This window comes from Streptomyces sp. NPDC031466 (genome assembly GCF_055581265.1).
Window position 1 is genome coordinate 305,029 of sequence record NZ_JBVIJT010000005.1, and the last position, 16,129, is coordinate 321,157.

13 protein-coding genes and 1 tRNA gene are annotated in these 16,129 nt (G+C 70.4%); 7 read left to right on the plus strand and 7 right to left on the minus strand.

All coding sequences use genetic code 11. The features are described 5' to 3' along the window. Nucleotides 1-21: 21 nt before the first annotated feature. Both grpE and dnaK read right to left on the minus strand, forming a co-directional pair. Nucleotides 22-735: a nucleotide exchange factor GrpE gene (gene grpE / locus ACZ5GP_RS13425; protein ID WP_468750982.1), complete on the minus strand. Its 714-nt coding sequence runs from the start codon at nt 733-735 to the stop codon at nt 22-24. Then, nucleotides 735-2,594 (minus strand): molecular chaperone DnaK, encoded by a 1,860-nt coding sequence (gene dnaK / locus ACZ5GP_RS13430; protein WP_358909576.1) that lies wholly within the window; start codon nt 2,592-2,594, stop codon nt 735-737. The genes grpE and dnaK overlap by 1 nt, the downstream gene beginning before the upstream one ends. A gap of 394 nt (nt 2,595-2,988) precedes the next feature. Between dnaK and ACZ5GP_RS13435 the strand changes: the two genes are divergently transcribed. The 6 genes from ACZ5GP_RS13435 (at nt 2,989) to ACZ5GP_RS13460 (ending at nt 13,158) form a co-directional block, all read left to right on the plus strand. Then, the gene (locus tag ACZ5GP_RS13435) at nt 2,989-5,256 is read left to right on the plus strand and encodes a (Fe-S)-binding protein (protein WP_468750983.1); all 2,268 of its coding nucleotides are present in this window, start codon (nt 2,989-2,991) and stop codon (nt 5,254-5,256) included. 186 nt (nt 5,257-5,442) lie between these two features. Beyond that, entirely contained in the window at nt 5,443-6,894 is a 1,452-nt protein-coding gene (locus tag ACZ5GP_RS13440; RefSeq protein ID WP_468750984.1) for an FG-GAP repeat domain-containing protein, read from the plus strand. Between the two features lie 184 nt (nt 6,895-7,078). Then, a complete protein-coding gene (locus tag ACZ5GP_RS13445; protein ID WP_468750985.1) occupies nt 7,079-8,548 on the plus strand; it encodes an FG-GAP repeat protein in 1,470 nt (489 codons plus the stop codon). Nucleotides 8,549-8,921: 373 nt separating this feature from the next. Then, nucleotides 8,922-10,400: an FG-GAP repeat protein gene (locus ACZ5GP_RS13450; protein ID WP_468750986.1), complete on the plus strand. Its 1,479-nt coding sequence runs from the start codon at nt 8,922-8,924 to the stop codon at nt 10,398-10,400. A 134-nt stretch (nt 10,401-10,534) separates the two neighbouring features. Next, nucleotides 10,535-12,010, plus strand: a complete 1,476-nt coding sequence (locus tag ACZ5GP_RS13455; RefSeq protein ID WP_468750987.1) for an FG-GAP-like repeat-containing protein — start codon at nt 10,535-10,537, stop codon at nt 12,008-12,010. Nucleotides 12,011-12,168: 158 nt separating this feature from the next. Next, a complete protein-coding gene (locus ACZ5GP_RS13460; protein WP_468750988.1) occupies nt 12,169-13,158 on the plus strand; it encodes a Yip1 family protein in 990 nt (329 codons plus the stop codon). 80 nt (nt 13,159-13,238) lie between these two features. On the opposite strand, the gene ACZ5GP_RS13465 is transcribed toward ACZ5GP_RS13460, so the two are convergent. From ACZ5GP_RS13465 to ACZ5GP_RS13475, 3 genes are all read right to left on the minus strand, one after another. Then, complete coding sequence (locus ACZ5GP_RS13465; protein WP_361079808.1) at nt 13,239-13,736, minus strand: phosphoribosyltransferase; 498 nt, start codon at nt 13,734-13,736, stop codon at nt 13,239-13,241. An 8-nt stretch (nt 13,737-13,744) separates the two neighbouring features. Next, nucleotides 13,745-14,320, minus strand: a complete 576-nt coding sequence (gene dcd / locus ACZ5GP_RS13470; protein WP_358583004.1) for a dCTP deaminase — start codon at nt 14,318-14,320, stop codon at nt 13,745-13,747. Nucleotides 14,321-14,386: 66 nt separating this feature from the next. Further along, nucleotides 14,387-14,509, minus strand: coding sequence for a hypothetical protein (locus ACZ5GP_RS13475; RefSeq protein WP_358698031.1), 123 nt, complete (start codon nt 14,507-14,509; stop codon nt 14,387-14,389). A gap of 345 nt (nt 14,510-14,854) precedes the next feature. Between ACZ5GP_RS13475 and ACZ5GP_RS13480 the strand changes: the two genes are divergently transcribed. After that, nucleotides 14,855-14,928: transfer RNA gene (locus ACZ5GP_RS13480), tRNA-Gly, on the plus strand. A 125-nt stretch (nt 14,929-15,053) separates the two neighbouring features. On the opposite strand, the gene ACZ5GP_RS13485 is transcribed toward ACZ5GP_RS13480, so the two are convergent. Both ACZ5GP_RS13485 and ACZ5GP_RS13490 read right to left on the minus strand, forming a co-directional pair. Then, the gene (locus ACZ5GP_RS13485) at nt 15,054-15,452 is read right to left on the minus strand and encodes a type II toxin-antitoxin system VapC family toxin (protein WP_468750989.1); all 399 of its coding nucleotides are present in this window, start codon (nt 15,450-15,452) and stop codon (nt 15,054-15,056) included. Further along, nucleotides 15,449-15,730: a hypothetical protein gene (locus tag ACZ5GP_RS13490; protein ID WP_468750990.1), complete on the minus strand. Its 282-nt coding sequence runs from the start codon at nt 15,728-15,730 to the stop codon at nt 15,449-15,451. The genes ACZ5GP_RS13485 and ACZ5GP_RS13490 overlap by 4 nt, the downstream gene beginning before the upstream one ends. Between the last annotated feature and the right edge of the window lie 399 nt (nt 15,731-16,129).

Here is a 16,129-nt window from a genome sequence, read left to right on the forward strand (position 1 = left end):
TCCTCACTCATCTCGTCGCCGTCAGCCCTCGTCCGGGCCACCGGTCTCCTTCTCGTCCGATCCCTCGGCGGCCGCGGGCCCCTCGGGGGCCTTCTCGGCGGCCTCCTCGCCCTTGCCCGGCTGCGCGCCGGGCTGGGGCTCGGCGACGGCCACCCGCGCGGGGCGGATGGTGCGCTCGCCGATGCGATACCCCGGCTGCAGGATCGCGACGCACGTCGTCTCGGTGACGTCCGGTGCGTAGCTGTGCATCAGGGCCTCGTGGATCGTCGGGTCGAAGGGCTCGCCCTCCTTGCCGAACTGCTGCAGGCCCATCTTGGCGACGACGGTCTCCAGCGCCTCGGCGACCGACTTGAAGCCACCGACCAGCTCCCCGTGCTCACGGGCGCGGCCGATGTCGTCGAGGGTCGGCAGGAGCTCGGAGAGGAGGTTCGCCGAGGCGATCTCCTTCACCGTCACCTTGTCCCGCTCCACGCGGCGGCGGTAGTTCTGGTACTCGGCCTGCAGCCGCTGGAGGTCCGCCGTGCGCTCGCTGAGCGCGGTGCGCACCTGGTCCAGCTGGGCGGTCAGGCCCACATCCTGGGCGGACGTCTTGCTGTCCGCGTCCCCGGCCGGGGCCGCCGGGCCCTCCTCGGTGGAGGGCTCGGCGGCCTTGGGCGCCGCGTCGTCAGGGGTGGCGCCGGAGGGGACGTCAGGCTTGTCGGCGCTGTCGCCGAAACCCGGGGTCTCCTCGGTCATCAGGCGGCGCCGCCCTTCTGGTCCTTCTCGTCGTCGACGATCTCGGCGTCGACGACTCCGTCGTCCTCCTTGGCCTGCTCGCCGCCGGGGGCCGCGCCCTCGGCGCCGCCCGCGGCCTGCGCGCCCTGGGCGTCGGCGTACATGGCCTGGCCCAGCTTCTGCGAGACGGCGGCGACCTTCTCGGTGGCGGTGCGGATCTCGGCCGTGTCCTCGCCCTTGAGCTTCTCCTTCAGCTCGCCGACGGCTTCCTCGACCTCGGTCTTGACCTCGGCCGGGACCTTGTCCTCGTTGTCCTTGAGGAACTTCTCCGTCTGGTAGACGAGCTGCTCGCCCTGGTTGCGGGACTCGGCGGCCTCGCGGCGCTTGTGGTCCTCGTCCGCGTACTGCTCGGCCTCCTGGCGCATGCGGTCGACCTCGTCCTTCGGCAGCGAGGAGCCGCCGGTGACGGTCATCTTCTGCTCCTTGCCCGTGCCGAGGTCCTTCGCGGTCACGTGCATGATGCCGTTGGCGTCGATGTCGAAGGAGACCTCGATCTGCGGGACGCCGCGCGGGGCCGGCGGCAGGCCCGTCAGCTCGAACATGCCGAGCTTCTTGTTGTACGCCGCGATCTCGCGCTCGCCCTGGTAGACCTGGATCTGGACCGACGGCTGGTTGTCCTCGGCCGTCGTGAAGATCTCGGAGCGCTTCGTCGGAATCGTGGTGTTCCGCTCGATGAGCTTGGTCATGATGCCGCCCTTGGTCTCGATGCCGAGGGACAGCGGGGTGACGTCGAGGAGCAGGACGTCCTTGACCTCGCCCTTGAGGACACCGGCCTGGAGCGAGGCGCCGATGGCGACGACCTCGTCCGGGTTGACGCCCTTGTTGGCGTCCTTGCCGCCGGTCAGCTCCTTGACGAGCTCGGCGACGGCCGGCATGCGGGTCGAGCCGCCGACGAGGACGACGTGGTCGATCTCGCTGAGCTGGATGCCCGCGTCCTTGATGACGTTGTGGAACGGCGTCTTGCAGCGCTCCAGGAGGTCGGACGTGAGCTGCTGGAACTGGGCGCGCGTGAGCTTCTCGTCCAGGTGCAGCGGGCCCTCGGCGGAGGCCGTGATGTAGGGGAGGTTGATCGTGGTCTCCGTGGAGGAGGACAGCTCGATCTTGGCCTTCTCGGCCGCCTCGCGCAGGCGCTGGAGCGCCATCTTGTCCTTGGAGAGGTCCACGCCGTGGCCGTTGTTGAACTGCTTGACCAGGTAGTCGACGACGCGCTGGTCCCAGTCGTCACCACCGAGGTGGTTGTCGCCGTTCGTGGCCTTCACCTCGACGACGCCGTCACCGATCTCGAGGAGCGAGACGTCGAAGGTGCCGCCACCGAGGTCGAAGACCAGAATGGTCTGGTCGTCCTTGTCCAGGCCGTAGGCCAGGGCGGCGGCGGTGGGCTCGTTGACGATGCGCAGGACGTTCAGACCCGCGATCTCACCGGCCTCCTTGGTGGCCTGGCGCTCCGAGTCGTTGAAGTACGCCGGGACGGTGATGACCGCGTCCGCGACCTTCTCGCCCAGGTACGCCTCGGCGTCGCGCTTCAGCTTCTGGAGGATGAACGCGGAGATCTGCTGGGGGTTGAACCCCTTGTCGTCGATGTCCACCTTCCAGTCGGTGCCCATGTGGCGCTTGACCGACCGGATGGTCCTGTCGACGTTGGTGACCGCCTGGCGCTTGGCCACCTCGCCGACCAGCACCTCGCCGTTCTTCGCGAAGGCGACGACGGACGGCGTGGTCCTGGCGCCCTCGGCGTTGGTGATGACGGTGGGCTCGCCGCCTTCCAGAACGCTGACGACGGAGTTAGTCGTGCCCAGGTCGATGCCGACCGCACGTGCCATTTCGATTCCTCCAGAGGTACTTCTTGAGTGGATCTGGCTCAAGGATGCATGAGCGCTGCGCTCGCGTCAACAGATGTGAGTCGAGGGGGCTCAACTCTTATCCCGGACTTACGCGCAAGTCGGGGGCTCCCGGAGGTCCGGAGCGCCCGGCTGCGGGTCGTATGTGGCCGGCCGCGCAGTTCCCCGCGCCCCTGACGGGGCGCCCGTCGGCGGGGTGCCCGCGTACGGCGGCGCGCGCGGCAAGGGTTGCCTGAGCGACGCAGATCACCGCCTTGCTGGCTACAGTGCGACCGGGTAAGTGGGTAGTCTCAGACGGACTGCATAAGTTACCGCTTAGTAATCAGCCCTAGTCCGCTACGACGAGTCCCGCCTCGCAGGCCCGAGGAGCCCCCCAATGCAACTCGCCGCGATCATCGTGTCGCTGGTCCTAATCGCGGTCGGCGTCGCGCTGTTCGGCCGTGCCATCGTGCAGATCTACCGGTTCATGCGGCTCGGCCAGCCCGTACCCGCCGGCACCCGGACCGACAACCCCGTCCAGCGCACGCTCACCGTGGTCAAGGAGTTCCTCGGCCACACGCGCATGAACCGGTGGGGCATCGTCGGCGTCGCGCACTGGTTCGTGGCAGTGGGCTTCTTCTCGCTGCTGCTGACGATCGTCAACGCTATCGGCCAGCTCTTCCAGGCCGACTGGATGCTGCCGATCATCGGCGACTGGGCGCCGTACAACGTCTTCGTCGAGTTCCTCGGCACGATGACCGTGCTCGGCATCGCCACGCTGATCGTCATCCGGCAGCTGAACCGGCCGGACAAGCCGGGCCGCAAGTCCCGCTTCGCCGGCTCGAACACCGGCCAGGCGTACTTCGTCGAGACCGTCATCCTCATCGTCGGCATCTGCATCTTCACGCTGCACGCCCTGGAGGGCGCCCAGCACCACGTGGACGGCTACGAGGCCTCGTTCTTCATCTCGTACCCCCTGGTCTCCGCGTTCGAGGGCCTGGACGTCTCCACGCTGCAGAACCTCACGTACTTCTTCGCCGGCGTGAAGATCGCGACCTCGTTCATCTGGATGATCACGGTCGCCCTGAAGACCGACATGGGCGTCGCCTGGCACCGCTTCCTGGCCTTCCCGAACATCTGGTTCAAGCGGGACGCGGACGGCTCCACCACCCTCGGCGAGCTCCAGCCGATGACCAGTGGCGGCAAGCCCATCGACTGGGAGGACCCGGGCGAGGACGACACCTTCGGCGTCTCCCAGGTCGAGCAGTTCTCCTGGAAGGGCCTGCTGGACTTCTCCACCTGCACCGAGTGCGGCCGCTGCCAGTCGCAGTGCCCCGCCTGGAACACCGGCAAGCCGCTCTCCCCCAAGCTGCTCGTCATGTCGCTGCGCGACCACGCGCACGCCAAGGCGCCCTACCTGCTCGCGGGTGGCGGCAAGACCATGGAGGGCGAGGAGAAGGCCTCCGCGGAGCAGCTGAAGGACGTGCCCGCCGCCGCTCTCGCGGAGGCCGAGCGCCCGCTCGTCGGCACCCTCGAAGAGAACGGCGTCATCGACCCCGACGTCCTGTGGTCCTGCACCACCTGCGGCGCCTGCGTCGAGCAGTGCCCGGTGGACATCGAGCACATCGACCACATCGTCGACATGCGCCGCTACCAGGTGATGATCGAGAGCGCGTTCCCGTCCGAGGCGGGCACGATGCTCAAGAACCTGGAGAAGAAGGGCAACCCCTGGGGGCTCGCCAAGAAGCAGCGCGTGGAGTGGACCAAGGAGGTCGACTTCGAGGTCCCGATCGTCGGCAAGGACGTGGAGGACCTCACCGAGGTCGACTACCTCTACTGGGTCGGCTGCGCGGGCGCCCTGGAGGACCGCGCCAAGAAGACCACCAAGGCCTTCGCGGAGCTGCTGCACATCGCGGGCGTCAAGTTCGCGATCATGGGCGGCGACGAGAAGTGCACCGGTGACTCCGCCCGGCGCCTGGGCAACGAGCCGCTGTTCCAGCAGCTCGGCCAGGAGAACGTCGCGATGCTGAACATGGCGTACGGCGAGGACGACGAGGACGAGTCGACCAAGAAGCCGAAGTCGGCCAAGAAGATCGTCGCGACCTGCCCGCACTGCTTCAACACCATCGCGAACGAGTATCCGCAGCTCGGCGGCGACTTCGAGGTCATCCACCACACCCAGCTGCTCCAGCACCTCATCGACGAGGGCAAGCTGATCCCGGTGACCCCGGTCGAGGGCCTGATCACCTACCACGACCCCTGCTACCTGGGCCGGCACAACAAGGTCTACACGCCCCCGCGCGAGATCATGTCCGCCGTCCCGGGCCTGCGCCAGCAGGAGATGCACCGCCACAAGGAGCGCGGCTTCTGCTGCGGCGCCGGCGGCGCGCGCATGTGGATGGAAGAGCGCATCGGCAAGCGCATCAACACGGAGCGGGTCGACGAGGCGCTCAGCCTCAACCCCGACATCGTCTCCACCGCCTGCCCGTTCTGCCTGGTCATGCTCACCGACTCGGTCAACGGCAAGAAGAACGACGGGAAGGCGAAGGAGTCCCTCCAGGTCGTCGACGTCGCGCAGCTGCTGCTCGACTCCGTGAAGACGCCGGCCGACCCGGCGGGCGACGAGGAGTCCGCGGACGCGCCGGAGCCCGAGCCGGTCAAGTAGCGCGTACCGATACGACGGTCCGCGTCCGGGTACGACGGTCAGGCCGGTTCCGCCCTTCGGGGCGGGGCCGGCCTGACGCGTTGTGACGCGAACGGCATCCCGGCCCTCTTAACCCGCGAGGACGCGGGAGACATCATGGGCTGATCGATCTCCCGTGGGGGTTCGGGCCGGGTCTGTGGGGGGCGGATGAGCAGCGTGCGCGGAGACGGCGCAGGGAGCCGACGGAGTGGCGGGGTCGCCGCGCTGGCCTGCGCGGCGGTCCTGCTCACCGGGTGCGGGCTCCTCGCGGACGGTGACACGGGCGCCGGGGACGGGCAGACCTTCGGGCGCCCGCCCGCCGGCAAGGCCGCCGCGGACCCGGCGCCCGGCGACTTCAACGGCGACGGCTACGACGACCTCGCGACCTCCCTGACCTCCACCCGCAGGAACAGCGCCGGCGACAAGTACCTGAGCAGCACGCTCACCGTGGTCTACGGCTCGGCCAAGGGCCCGCGCCCCGCGTGGTCGCGGCGCCTGCCGGCCGGCACGAGCGACGGCGACACGGCGTTCGGCCCGCTGCTCCGCGCCGACCTGGACAAGGACGGCTTCACCGATCTGATCACCTTCGTCGACGGCGACAGGCTCAAGCGGGGCACGTACGTCCTGTACGGCGGGAAGCGGGGTCTCTCGCAGGCCGAGCGGGTCGAGGCGGACGTGTCGCGGACCGGCGGCCCGGGCGTGAAGGACGGTTTCCGGCCCGCCGCCGCGGGGGACTTCGACGGGGACGGCGCGGCGGACCTCTTCGACGGCAGGACGACCCTGTTCGGGCCCTTCGAGCGCGGCGGCGTCCCCGCCCGCCGCGGCACGGTCGCCGGCGGCCACACCGGCCCGCGGCAGGCCGTCGCGGGCGACTACAACGCCGACGGCCGCACCGACGTCGTCCTCACCTACCCGTTCAACGGCGACGACTACGAACAGAACGACACCCCTCCCACCGGCCGGCCGCCGCAGATCGACTTCTACCAGGGCGGCCCCGGCGGCCTCCGGGACGGCGGTGCGGTGCCGCCCGGCCTGGACTCCATGGCCACCTACGAGGGTCCTCGCCAGGGGGTGTCCGGGGACGTGGACGGCGACGGAGCCGACGATTTCGTGGCCAACGGCGACGACCCGCACGGGGGTTCGCGTTCCGCGAGCAGGCTCACCGTCATCCGCGGCTCGAAGGCGGGCCTCGGCCGGGGCGCGCCCTCACGGGTCCTGCGGGGGCGGGGCTCCACCTGGGGCGGCTCCCCGATGATCGGGGACGTCACCGGGGACGGGAAGCCCGAGGTGGTGGCGGCCAGGCCCGGTTTCAGCCTCACGGACACGGACCGGCTGCTCCTGCTGCCCGGGAGCGGCGAGGGCCCCACCACCGTAGGGCAGCAGATCGTACGAGGGGACGATCCCGGCCTGCCCGGCGACCTGGAGGCGTTCAGCTTCGGGCCGACGGACCTGCTCGACGTCGACGGCGACGGCCATCGGGACGTGATCGTCTACTCCCACAAGTACGGGCGTCCGTACGGGGACTTCGTGGTGTTGCGGGGGGCGCGGGACGGGCTCGCGGCGAAGAGGGCGTGGCACTTCACGTCCGACGACGTGGGGGTACGGGTGGGGCGGCGCTGAGGCGTGGCGCCCCGTTCACCCGGCGATCGCTCCGCCGCCCCCGGTGCACAACCCTTCGTACGCCTCACGAGTCACACACCACGGAAACGATCTTTACCCAGAGGCTCACGTCGAGCCCGCAGACGCCCTGCCCCGTACTTCTGACTTCGGCGTCCATGTCCTCACCCGGTTGGAGACTTCTTCAGTGACTCAGCACGTGCGCACGACCGCGCGCAGGACCGCCCGCAACAAGTTCCTCGCCGCGGGCGCCGTCTGCGCCGCCACGGCCCTCGGCCTCACCGGCCTGACCGCGGGCAGCGCGTCCGCCACCGCCGCCCCCTCCAAGCTGCGCGCCGACTACAACGGCGACGGCTTCGTGGACCTGGCCGTCGGCGTGCCGGGCGCCACGGTCGGGGGCAAGGCCAAGGCCGGTTACGTCAACGTCGTCTGGGGCGGCGCGGCCGGTCTCGGCAAGCACGGCTCGACGACGGTCAGCCAGTCCACCGCGGGTGTGCCCGGCACCGTCGAGGCGGGCGACAAGTTCGGCAAGGCCGTCGACTCCAACGACATGAACGGCGACGGCTACAGCGACCTCGTCGTCGGTACCCCCGGCGAGGACATGGGCACCACCCTGGACGCGGGCAGCGTCACCGTCGTCTGGGGCTCCGCGAGCGGCTTCAAGGGCGGCTTCACCGCGACCACCGGAGAGGGCGAGTCCGGCAACTACGGATCGCTGCTCACCACGGGCGACTTCGACAAGGACGGCGACAAGGACATCGCCCTCAACACCCACTTCGACGAATCCAGCGCCCTCGACATGCGGCGGGGTCCCTTCACGGCGGGTTCTTCCGCCAAGCTCTCCAGGATCCGGGGCTGGCACTTCGCCGGCCCGAGCGTCGTCACCAGCGGCGACTTCGACGGCGACGGCGGCGACGACATCGCCCTGGCCTACTCCGGCATGGAGATCAGCGGCATCGAGGTGGTCAGCCGGGGTTCGGGCGAGTGGAAGGGCCTGTGGTCCACCGGTGACTCCACCAACAGCGCCCTGGCCGCCGGCGACTTCGACGGTGACGGCACGACGGACCTCGCCGTCGGCAACGTCCGGCCCAACCCCGAGTCCGACGACACCGCCTGCGCGGACCGCCTCGGCGGCGCCGTCCTGACCGTCTACAACAAGAAGGGCGGCAAGCTCGGCGACGGAGGCCACTCCTGCACCACGCAGAACAGCCCGTCGGTCGCCGACGACGCGGAGGCCGAGGACAACTTCGGCGCGCACCTGGCGGTCGCCAACGTCGACAAGGACGGCATCGACGAGCTGATCGTCGGCGCCGACACGGAGGCGGTCGGCACCGCGAAGAGCGCCGGCGCCTACTGGGTCCTCGGCTCGCTCGGCACCGGTCAGGCCCTCGTGGGCCCCTCCTTCAACCAGGACTCCCCGGACGTCGCCGGCACCGCGGAGGCCGGCGACCGCCTCGGCGCGGCCGTCGCCACCGGTGACTACAACGGCGACACCTACCCGGATGTCGCGGTCGGCGCGCCCGGCGAGGACGGCAAGGGCGGCGTCTGGTACGACCCGGCCCAGAAGGACGGCCCGAACCTGCCGGTCACCTCGGTGACGCCGGGCAAGCTGGGGCTGACCGGAGCGGTGGAGTACGGGGCGATCCTGGGGCGGTGAGTCACCGGCTCCGCCGAGTTCGTCCTCACACGCCGGACGGGCTCGTCGAGTTCCCCGGCCGGGTCGGCCCTCAACGGCCCCCGGCCGGGCCCGGCCTCAGTACCGGGCGGGGTAGGCAGGGCGGTCACCTGACGGATGCGTTCTCAGCTGCCGGCCGGGCCGGATGCGTTCCCCCGGGGCCCCGCCGAACGACCCGAACCCCGTCAACCCGCCCCAACTCCCCTGCTCCGTACAACCCTTGGGTGCCATCGGGGGTCTCCTCTTCGCCGACCACGGCGTGACGCCAGGGCCAATGCCCGGTGAACGCGTCTGCTCCGCACCCCATCGAACGCGGATGCCCGCCAGGCATCCCCGCATGCCGCAGGAGAACCGCATGGCCCAGCACAAGCGCACCACCGCCGGCAGACCCGGCCGCATCCGCCTCGCCGCGGCGACGGCCGTCGTCGCCGCGCTGTCCGGCGGGCTGCTCACCACCACCGCGGTCACCGCGTCGGCCGCGCCGTCCCCCGCCACGCAGCCCGACGCCGACTTCGACGGCGACGGCGCCGCGGACCTCGCCACCTCCGCCTCCGGCGCCAACGTCGCCGGCAAGGACGGCGCGGGCCAGGTCACCGTGACGTACGGCGGCGGCGACCGGCACCACACCACGTACAGCCAGGACAGCACCGGCGTACCCGGCGCCGCCGAGAAGAACGACCGCTTCGGCAGCGACACCGCGTACGGCGACTTCAACCGCGACGGCTACGACGACCTCGCGGTGGCCGCGATCGGCGAGGACGTCGGCACGGACGTCGACGGCGGCACCGTACAGATCCTGTGGGGCTCCAAGAACGGCCTGTCCGGCGGCACCACGCTGGAGGACCCGCGCCCCACCAAGCACGACTTCTTCGGCGGGCCCATCCAGGCCGGCGACTTCGACGGCGACGGCAAGGACGACCTCGCCATCGGCTCCAGCTCGGGCGCGGCCACCCTCGACGTCTACGAGGGCGGCTTCACCCGCGCCGGCGGCACCGGCCGCCACTACACCGTCACCCCGCCCATCCTCAGCGGCGACGGCGCGGGCCCGTTCAACCTGCACTCCGGAGACGTCAACGGCGACGGCAAGGACGACCTGATCGTCGACGGCTTCTCCTCCGGCGACCACTACAACGCCAACCTCTGGCTGCCCGGCAGCGCGAACGGCATCACGACGACCGGCGTGCAGCGCCTGCCCGGCGGCTACATCACGGATGTCGGCGACACGGACAGCGACGGCTACGGTGACATCATCATCGGCCTCACCTGGGACGACGGCATCGACGGCGCCCACAAGGGCGGCAGCGTGTACGTCGTGAAGGGCAAGTCCACCGGCCCCTACGGCGACAGCCAGGTCATCACCCAGGACACAGCGGGCGTGCCCGGCAGTGCCGAGAAGGGCGACGGGTTCGGCTCCGAGCTGGACCTCGGCGACATCAACGGCGACGGCCACCTCGACCTGGTCGTGGGCACCGTCGGCGAGGACCTGGACGGCGTCTCCGACGCCGGTTCCGTCACCGTCATCTACGGCGCCGCGGACGGCTCCGGCCTCACCACGGCGGGCTCCGTCCTGCTCACCCAGAACACGCCGGGCGTGCCCAACGCCAACGAGAAGAACGACTTCTTCGGCTCGGACGTCCACATCGACGACCTGAACGACGACGGCCGCGGCGACGTCGTGGTCGGTGCGGCCGGCGAGAACTCCTCGAACGGCGCCTTCTACGTCCTGGACTCCAAGGCGGACGGCACGCTCTCGGGCACCTCCGGTGTCTACACCTCCACCGTGGGCATCTCGGGCGCGGGCACGCCCCGCCTCGGCGCGAACTTCGCGGACTGATCCCCCTTCGGCCCGGCCGCCGGGCCCGCACGTGCGGGCCCGGTCCCTCTTCCCCGCGTGAGCGGCGCGGCCGGCCGGTCCCGCCGCCGCTGTCCCCAGAATCGACGTACCGACCCCGCAGAGTTGGAGCCCTTATGCGCCTCCGCGCACACACCCGCCCGAGCCCCCGTGCCCTCGCCCTGGCCGCCGCCACCGCCCTCGCCGCGACGGGCCTCGCCCTGCCCCTCGCAGCCCCGGCCACCGCCTCCGAACGCGCGCCCCTCACCAGCGACTTCAACGGTGACGGGTACGCGGACCTCGCCGTCGGCGTGCCCTCGGGCACCGTCGACGGCAAGGCCAGGGCCGGTTACGTGAGCGTCGTCTTCGGCGGCGCGGACGGCCCCGGCACGAACGGCGTGCGCCGCATCACGCAGGCCACCGTCGAGGTCCCCGGCACCCCCGAGGCCGGCGACCGCTTCGGCGCCGCCGTCACCACCGCGCACGTGGACGACGACAAGTACGCCGACCTCGTCATCGGCGCCCCCGGCGAGGACATCGACGGCAAGGCCGACGCCGGTTCCGTCACCGTCCTGTACGGCACCGGCGACGGCTTCGCCCTCGCCAACACCGCCGCCCGGGGCGAGAAGGCCTCCGACGCGTACGGGATGTCCCTGACCGCCGCCGACTTCACCGGTGACACGGACGTCGACCTGGCGATCGGCGCCAAGGACAAGGTCGTCGCCAATTTCAACCCGTACGCCGCCCGGACCGAGCCCGTCATGGCCCGGCCCATGGGCGGCCGCGCCCCCGTCATGGCGACCGGCGACTTCGACTCCGACGGCCGCCCCGAGCTGACCGTCGCCTACTACACGCAGAACCAGCCCCACACCCAGTCCCACATCCAGCTCTACCGCTACCTCAAGGACGAGACCCGCTTCGACCTGACCTGGAGCAGCGACAACAGCGCCGCCAACGCGCTGGCCGTCGGCGACTTCAACGGCGACGGCCTGGACGACCTGGCCCTCGGCAACTGCCGCGAGATCGCCGACGAGAACATCGACGACCCGTGCGGCCCCGAGGAGCGCGCCAAGGGCGGCGGCATCCACATCCATTACGGGGGCGGCGAGCAGCCGATCTGGGAGGGCCAGACCCTCAACCAGGACACCCCGGGCGTTCCCGGCGTCGCCGAGACGGGTGACGACTTCGGCAACGCCCTCGCCGTCGCGGACATCGACGGCGACGGCAAGGACGACCTGATCGCGGGCGCCCCCGGCGAGGCGATCGGCGACGCGGCGGGCGCGGGCGCCGTCACCGTCCTGAAGGGCGGCCCGAAGGGCATCCTCGACGCGTCGGGGGCGGCGCGCGCGGTGGCGTACCAGCAGAACTCCCCCGGCATCCCGGGCGGTGCCGAGAAGGGCGACGCGTTCGGTGCGGCGCTCCTCACCGCCGACCACGACGGCGACGGCCGCCCGGACCTGTCCGTCGCCGCGCCGGGCGAGAACGCCTCGGCGGGCGGCGTCTGGGAGCTGCCCGCCGTCAAGCCGTCCGGCGTGCGGGTCATCACCCCCAACTCCATCGGGTTGCCCGCCTCTTCACACCCGTACGCGTACGGAGCGGTGCTGGGCCGCTGACCCGGCGGCCGGGGTCACAGGGAGCACAGAGGCCAGTGGGGGCACAGGGGGGCCGGCCCCCTCAGGGTTCCCTTAGGGGTTGTCACAGGTCGGCCGCAAAGCGGCTCTCCTCCCAAGGAGGGACGACCCGGCCCCGTAAGACCAGGTACGTTCGATTCGTGGCTGGATTCAGGAACGGACGCGGCCGGGACAACCGCGCCCCGCAATCGCGACCGCAACAACAACCGCGGCAGCAGCCGTACGGACAGCAGGCCCCCCAGGGGCAGCAGCAGCCGTACGGCTACCCACCCGTGTCGCCGAACCCCCGCCAACAGCAGTACGGCGGGGCCGGCCCTCAGGGTGGCGGCCCCCAGTACGGCGGGGGCGCCCCGTACGGGGGCGGGCGTCCGCAGCCCGGCGGCGGCCCGCAGTGGCCGCAGCCCGACGGCGGTCACGGCGAGCCGGAGTACTTCGGCGGGCCGGGCGACCAGGGCCACGGACCCCAGGGCGGCCCCGACCCGTACGCGGCCAACAACCCGGGGCACACCCAGGCCTTCTCCATCGGGGACGACCACTACACCCAGGGCGACACCTACCGCGCGGGCCAGGCGGCCGCGGCGCCGATCGGTCCGCGCCTGCACTGGAAGGACCTGCTGCGCGGCATCGTGCTGCGCCCGGGCCCGACCTTCCTCCAGATGCGGGACTACGCGATGTGGGCCCCGGCCGTCATCGTCACGTTCGTCTACGGCCTGCTCGCGATCTTCGGCTTCGACGGCGCCCGCTCGGACGCGCTCAAGGCACCCCTGTCGTCCGTGGTGCCCTACGTCCTGACCACCGGCGTCGCGATCACCATCAGCGCCTTCGTCCTCGGCGTGGTCACGCACACCCTCGCCCGCCAGCTCGGCGGCGACGGCGCGTGGCAGCCGACGGTCGGCCTGTCCATGCTGATCATGTCGATGACGGACGCGCCGCGTGTCGTCGTGGCGATGTTCCTGGGCGGCGGCCAGAGCTTCGTACAGCTCCTCGGCTGGGCGACCTGGATCGCGGCGGGCGCGCTGCTGACGACGATGGTGGCCAAGTCGCACGACCTGCCGTGGCCGAAGGCGCTGGGAGCGGCGTCGATCCAGCTCCTGGCGATCCTGTCGATCATCAAGCTGGGCACGTTCTAGCGCTCGCCCACGCATGAGGAAGGGCCCGTCCGACGATTCGTCGGACGGGCCCTTCCCCCACTTCGGGGGGACGCTGTGGCTCAGGCGTCGAGGACCTGCCCCGCGCGCTTGACGACGGGCGGCTCGACGCTCCACGGGAAGTTGATCCACTCGTCGGTGCGCTTCCACACGTACTCGCACTTCACGAGCGAGTGGGACTTCTCGTAGATGACGGCGGAGCGCACCTCGGCGACATGGTCGAGGCAGAAGTCGTGCACGAGCTTCAGCGTCTTTCCGGTGTCGGCGACGTCATCGGCGATGAGCACCTTCTTGTCGGTGAAGTCGATGGCGTTGGGGACGGGCGCGAGCATGACCGGCATGTCGAGCGTGGTCCCCACCCCCGTGTAGAACTCGACGTTCACCAGGTGGATGTTCTTGCAGTCGAGGGCGTAGGCGAGCCCGCCGGCCACGAAGACACCACCGCGGGCGATGGAGATGATGATGTCGGGCCGGTACCCGTCGTCGGCGATGGCCTGCGCCAGCTCGCGCACGGCGCCGCCGAACTTCTCGTACGTAAGGTTCTCGCGCACGTCGCTCATACCGCTGCTCACACCTGTGTCCGATGGAAATTGAGGAAGGACCGGGAGGCGGTCGGCCCGCGCTGCCCCTGATAACGCGACCCGTACCGCTCCGAGCCGTAGGGCTCCTCGGCGGGCGAGGTCAACCGGAACAGACACAGCTGCCCGATCTTCATGCCCGGCCAGAGCTTGATCGGCAGGGTCGCGAGGTTCGACAGCTCAAGGGTCACGTGCCCGCTGAACCCCGGGTCGATGAACCCGGCGGTGGAGTGCGTGACGAGCCCGAGCCGCCCGAGGCTGGACTTGCCCTCAAGACGGCTGGCGAGATCATCGGGCAGGCTGACGACCTCGTACGTCGAGGCGAGGACGAACTCACCGGGATGCAGGATGAAGGGCTCGTCGCCCTCGGGCTCCACGAGCCGCGTCAGATCGGCCTGCTCCACGGAGGGGTCGATGTGGGGGTAGCGGTGATTCTCGAACACCCGGAAGTAGCGGTCCAGCCGCACATCGATGCTCGAGGGCTGCACCATGGATTCGTCGTACGGTTCGATCCGCACTCGTCCGGAGTCGATCTCGGCCCGGATGTCCTTGTCTGAGAGAAGCACGCACCGAGGATACGCAGAGCGCGCGGGCCCGCCCCAATCGGACGGACCCACGCGCTGTGCCACCCCTTACCGCTTCTGCAGGACCACCGGCACGGCGTGCCGGAGCCGGGCGCAGCGCGGACAGCGGATGAGCCGCCCGGGGCCGAGCCGGCCGGCCTGCTGCATCGGGAACGAAGCGGTGCTGAACACGTGCCCCTCGGCACATCGGACGACGGTGCGCTCCATCAAGTCCTCGAGTCCCTTCCCCAAAGCCGTGTGTGAACTCGTCCTGCCGGCCGGGCTCGGGAGGCTGCTGTCCCGCCCCTGAAGCCGACGACGAAAGCACACATTACGGCACGAAAGGGACGCCACTCCAGGCGGCACGACCCCACTAGGCGACCCATCGGCGGTGCGCCCACGGTACGCCCCAACTCCCTCCCCCCGCACGGCCCGACCCCGCCCCGAACAGCACACGGGCCCCGCGGCGACAGCGCCGGGGGCCCGTGATGAGGTACAGTGTGCGACGTTACGACACCGCTTCTGGCGGCGCGTTACGCGGGTGTAGTTTAGTGGTAGAACATCAGCTTCCCAAGCTGAGAGTGCGAGTTCGATTCTCGTCACCCGCTCCACAGTTGAGGCCCAGGTCAGAGACCTGGGCCTTTTTGCTGTGCCGCGCCGGGGCGGCGTGCGTGCCAGGACGCACCACTTCATGACGCCCATCCCCGGCGAGCGCCAGCCGTTGCAAGACCTCGGTTCAGGCCTTCTCCGCACGCACGCGGGGGTGTTCGGCGGTGAGCAGTTCGATGTCTTCCACGTCCGAAGTCAGGATCGTCACCCGACCGGGATGCTGGAGGGCGGTCGCGCACAGTATGGCGTCGATGGCGTACTTGTGGCCGTGCAGTCCCGCTGTGCGCAGCAAGGCGGCAGCGGACTGCGCGACGGCCTGGGTCACCGGCTCGACGGTCAAGCGGGAGAGGGTCCACTTCAGTGCGGCGTCGTTGATCTTCGGATGGATCACCTCGACCAGCACGGCGGCCGAGGTGATCACCGGCAGGTCTGCGTCGCGAGCCGCCGTCAGCCACTCGTGGATCTCCCGATCACGCTGTACGGCCTTTGCCAGGCCCTCGCTGTCCAGGACCAGGGCACCGCTCACGCGGCCGTCCCAGCGTTCGAGGCGCCTCCGGTCAGCCGGGCGCGCTTGGCCGCCACGGCCTCGGGGTCGGCCGGGCCGTGCACCTTGTCGAAGTCCGCGATCAGCTCGTCCAGGTTCTCCCGCTCGATCTGGCGCTGGGCCGCCTTCTCCAGGTAGGCCGAGACGCCTCGCTTGCCGACCCGCTCACGGATCGCATGCAGAGTTCCGGCAGTGAGGGTGACAGAGATGCCACTGGTGGGGCCATCACCGGGTGGGAAGTCCACTTCGTCGTCAGTCACACATCGAGTATGCCATTGGGTATGGCATAGCGCGTGGTGGATGCACAGGGTGCGGTGCGGACGCCTCCGGCGCCCTCACGGCGGCCACCCGCGGCGGCCACCCGCAGCGCGGAATATCTCATCAACCAGCGCACAGAAATCTGTCGTCATGGGAGTAGACATTGGGTTGTCTCCTCGTTATGGTTTCTCTTGTAGTCGAGATCGAGCAAGGGCCCGGCAGACACGAACTGCCGGGCAGAAGTACCCGCATGACGGTGCGGTGGTGGAGTCTCGGAGCCAGGGTTGTCGCATGACGGTGACGAGGCTGACCGCCGGACCGGGTGGCCCGCAGTGATCAGGGGCCGCCGTCAGCAGTAGGTAGTACAACGGCAGTACAGGCAGTATCCGCAGTAAGGGCAG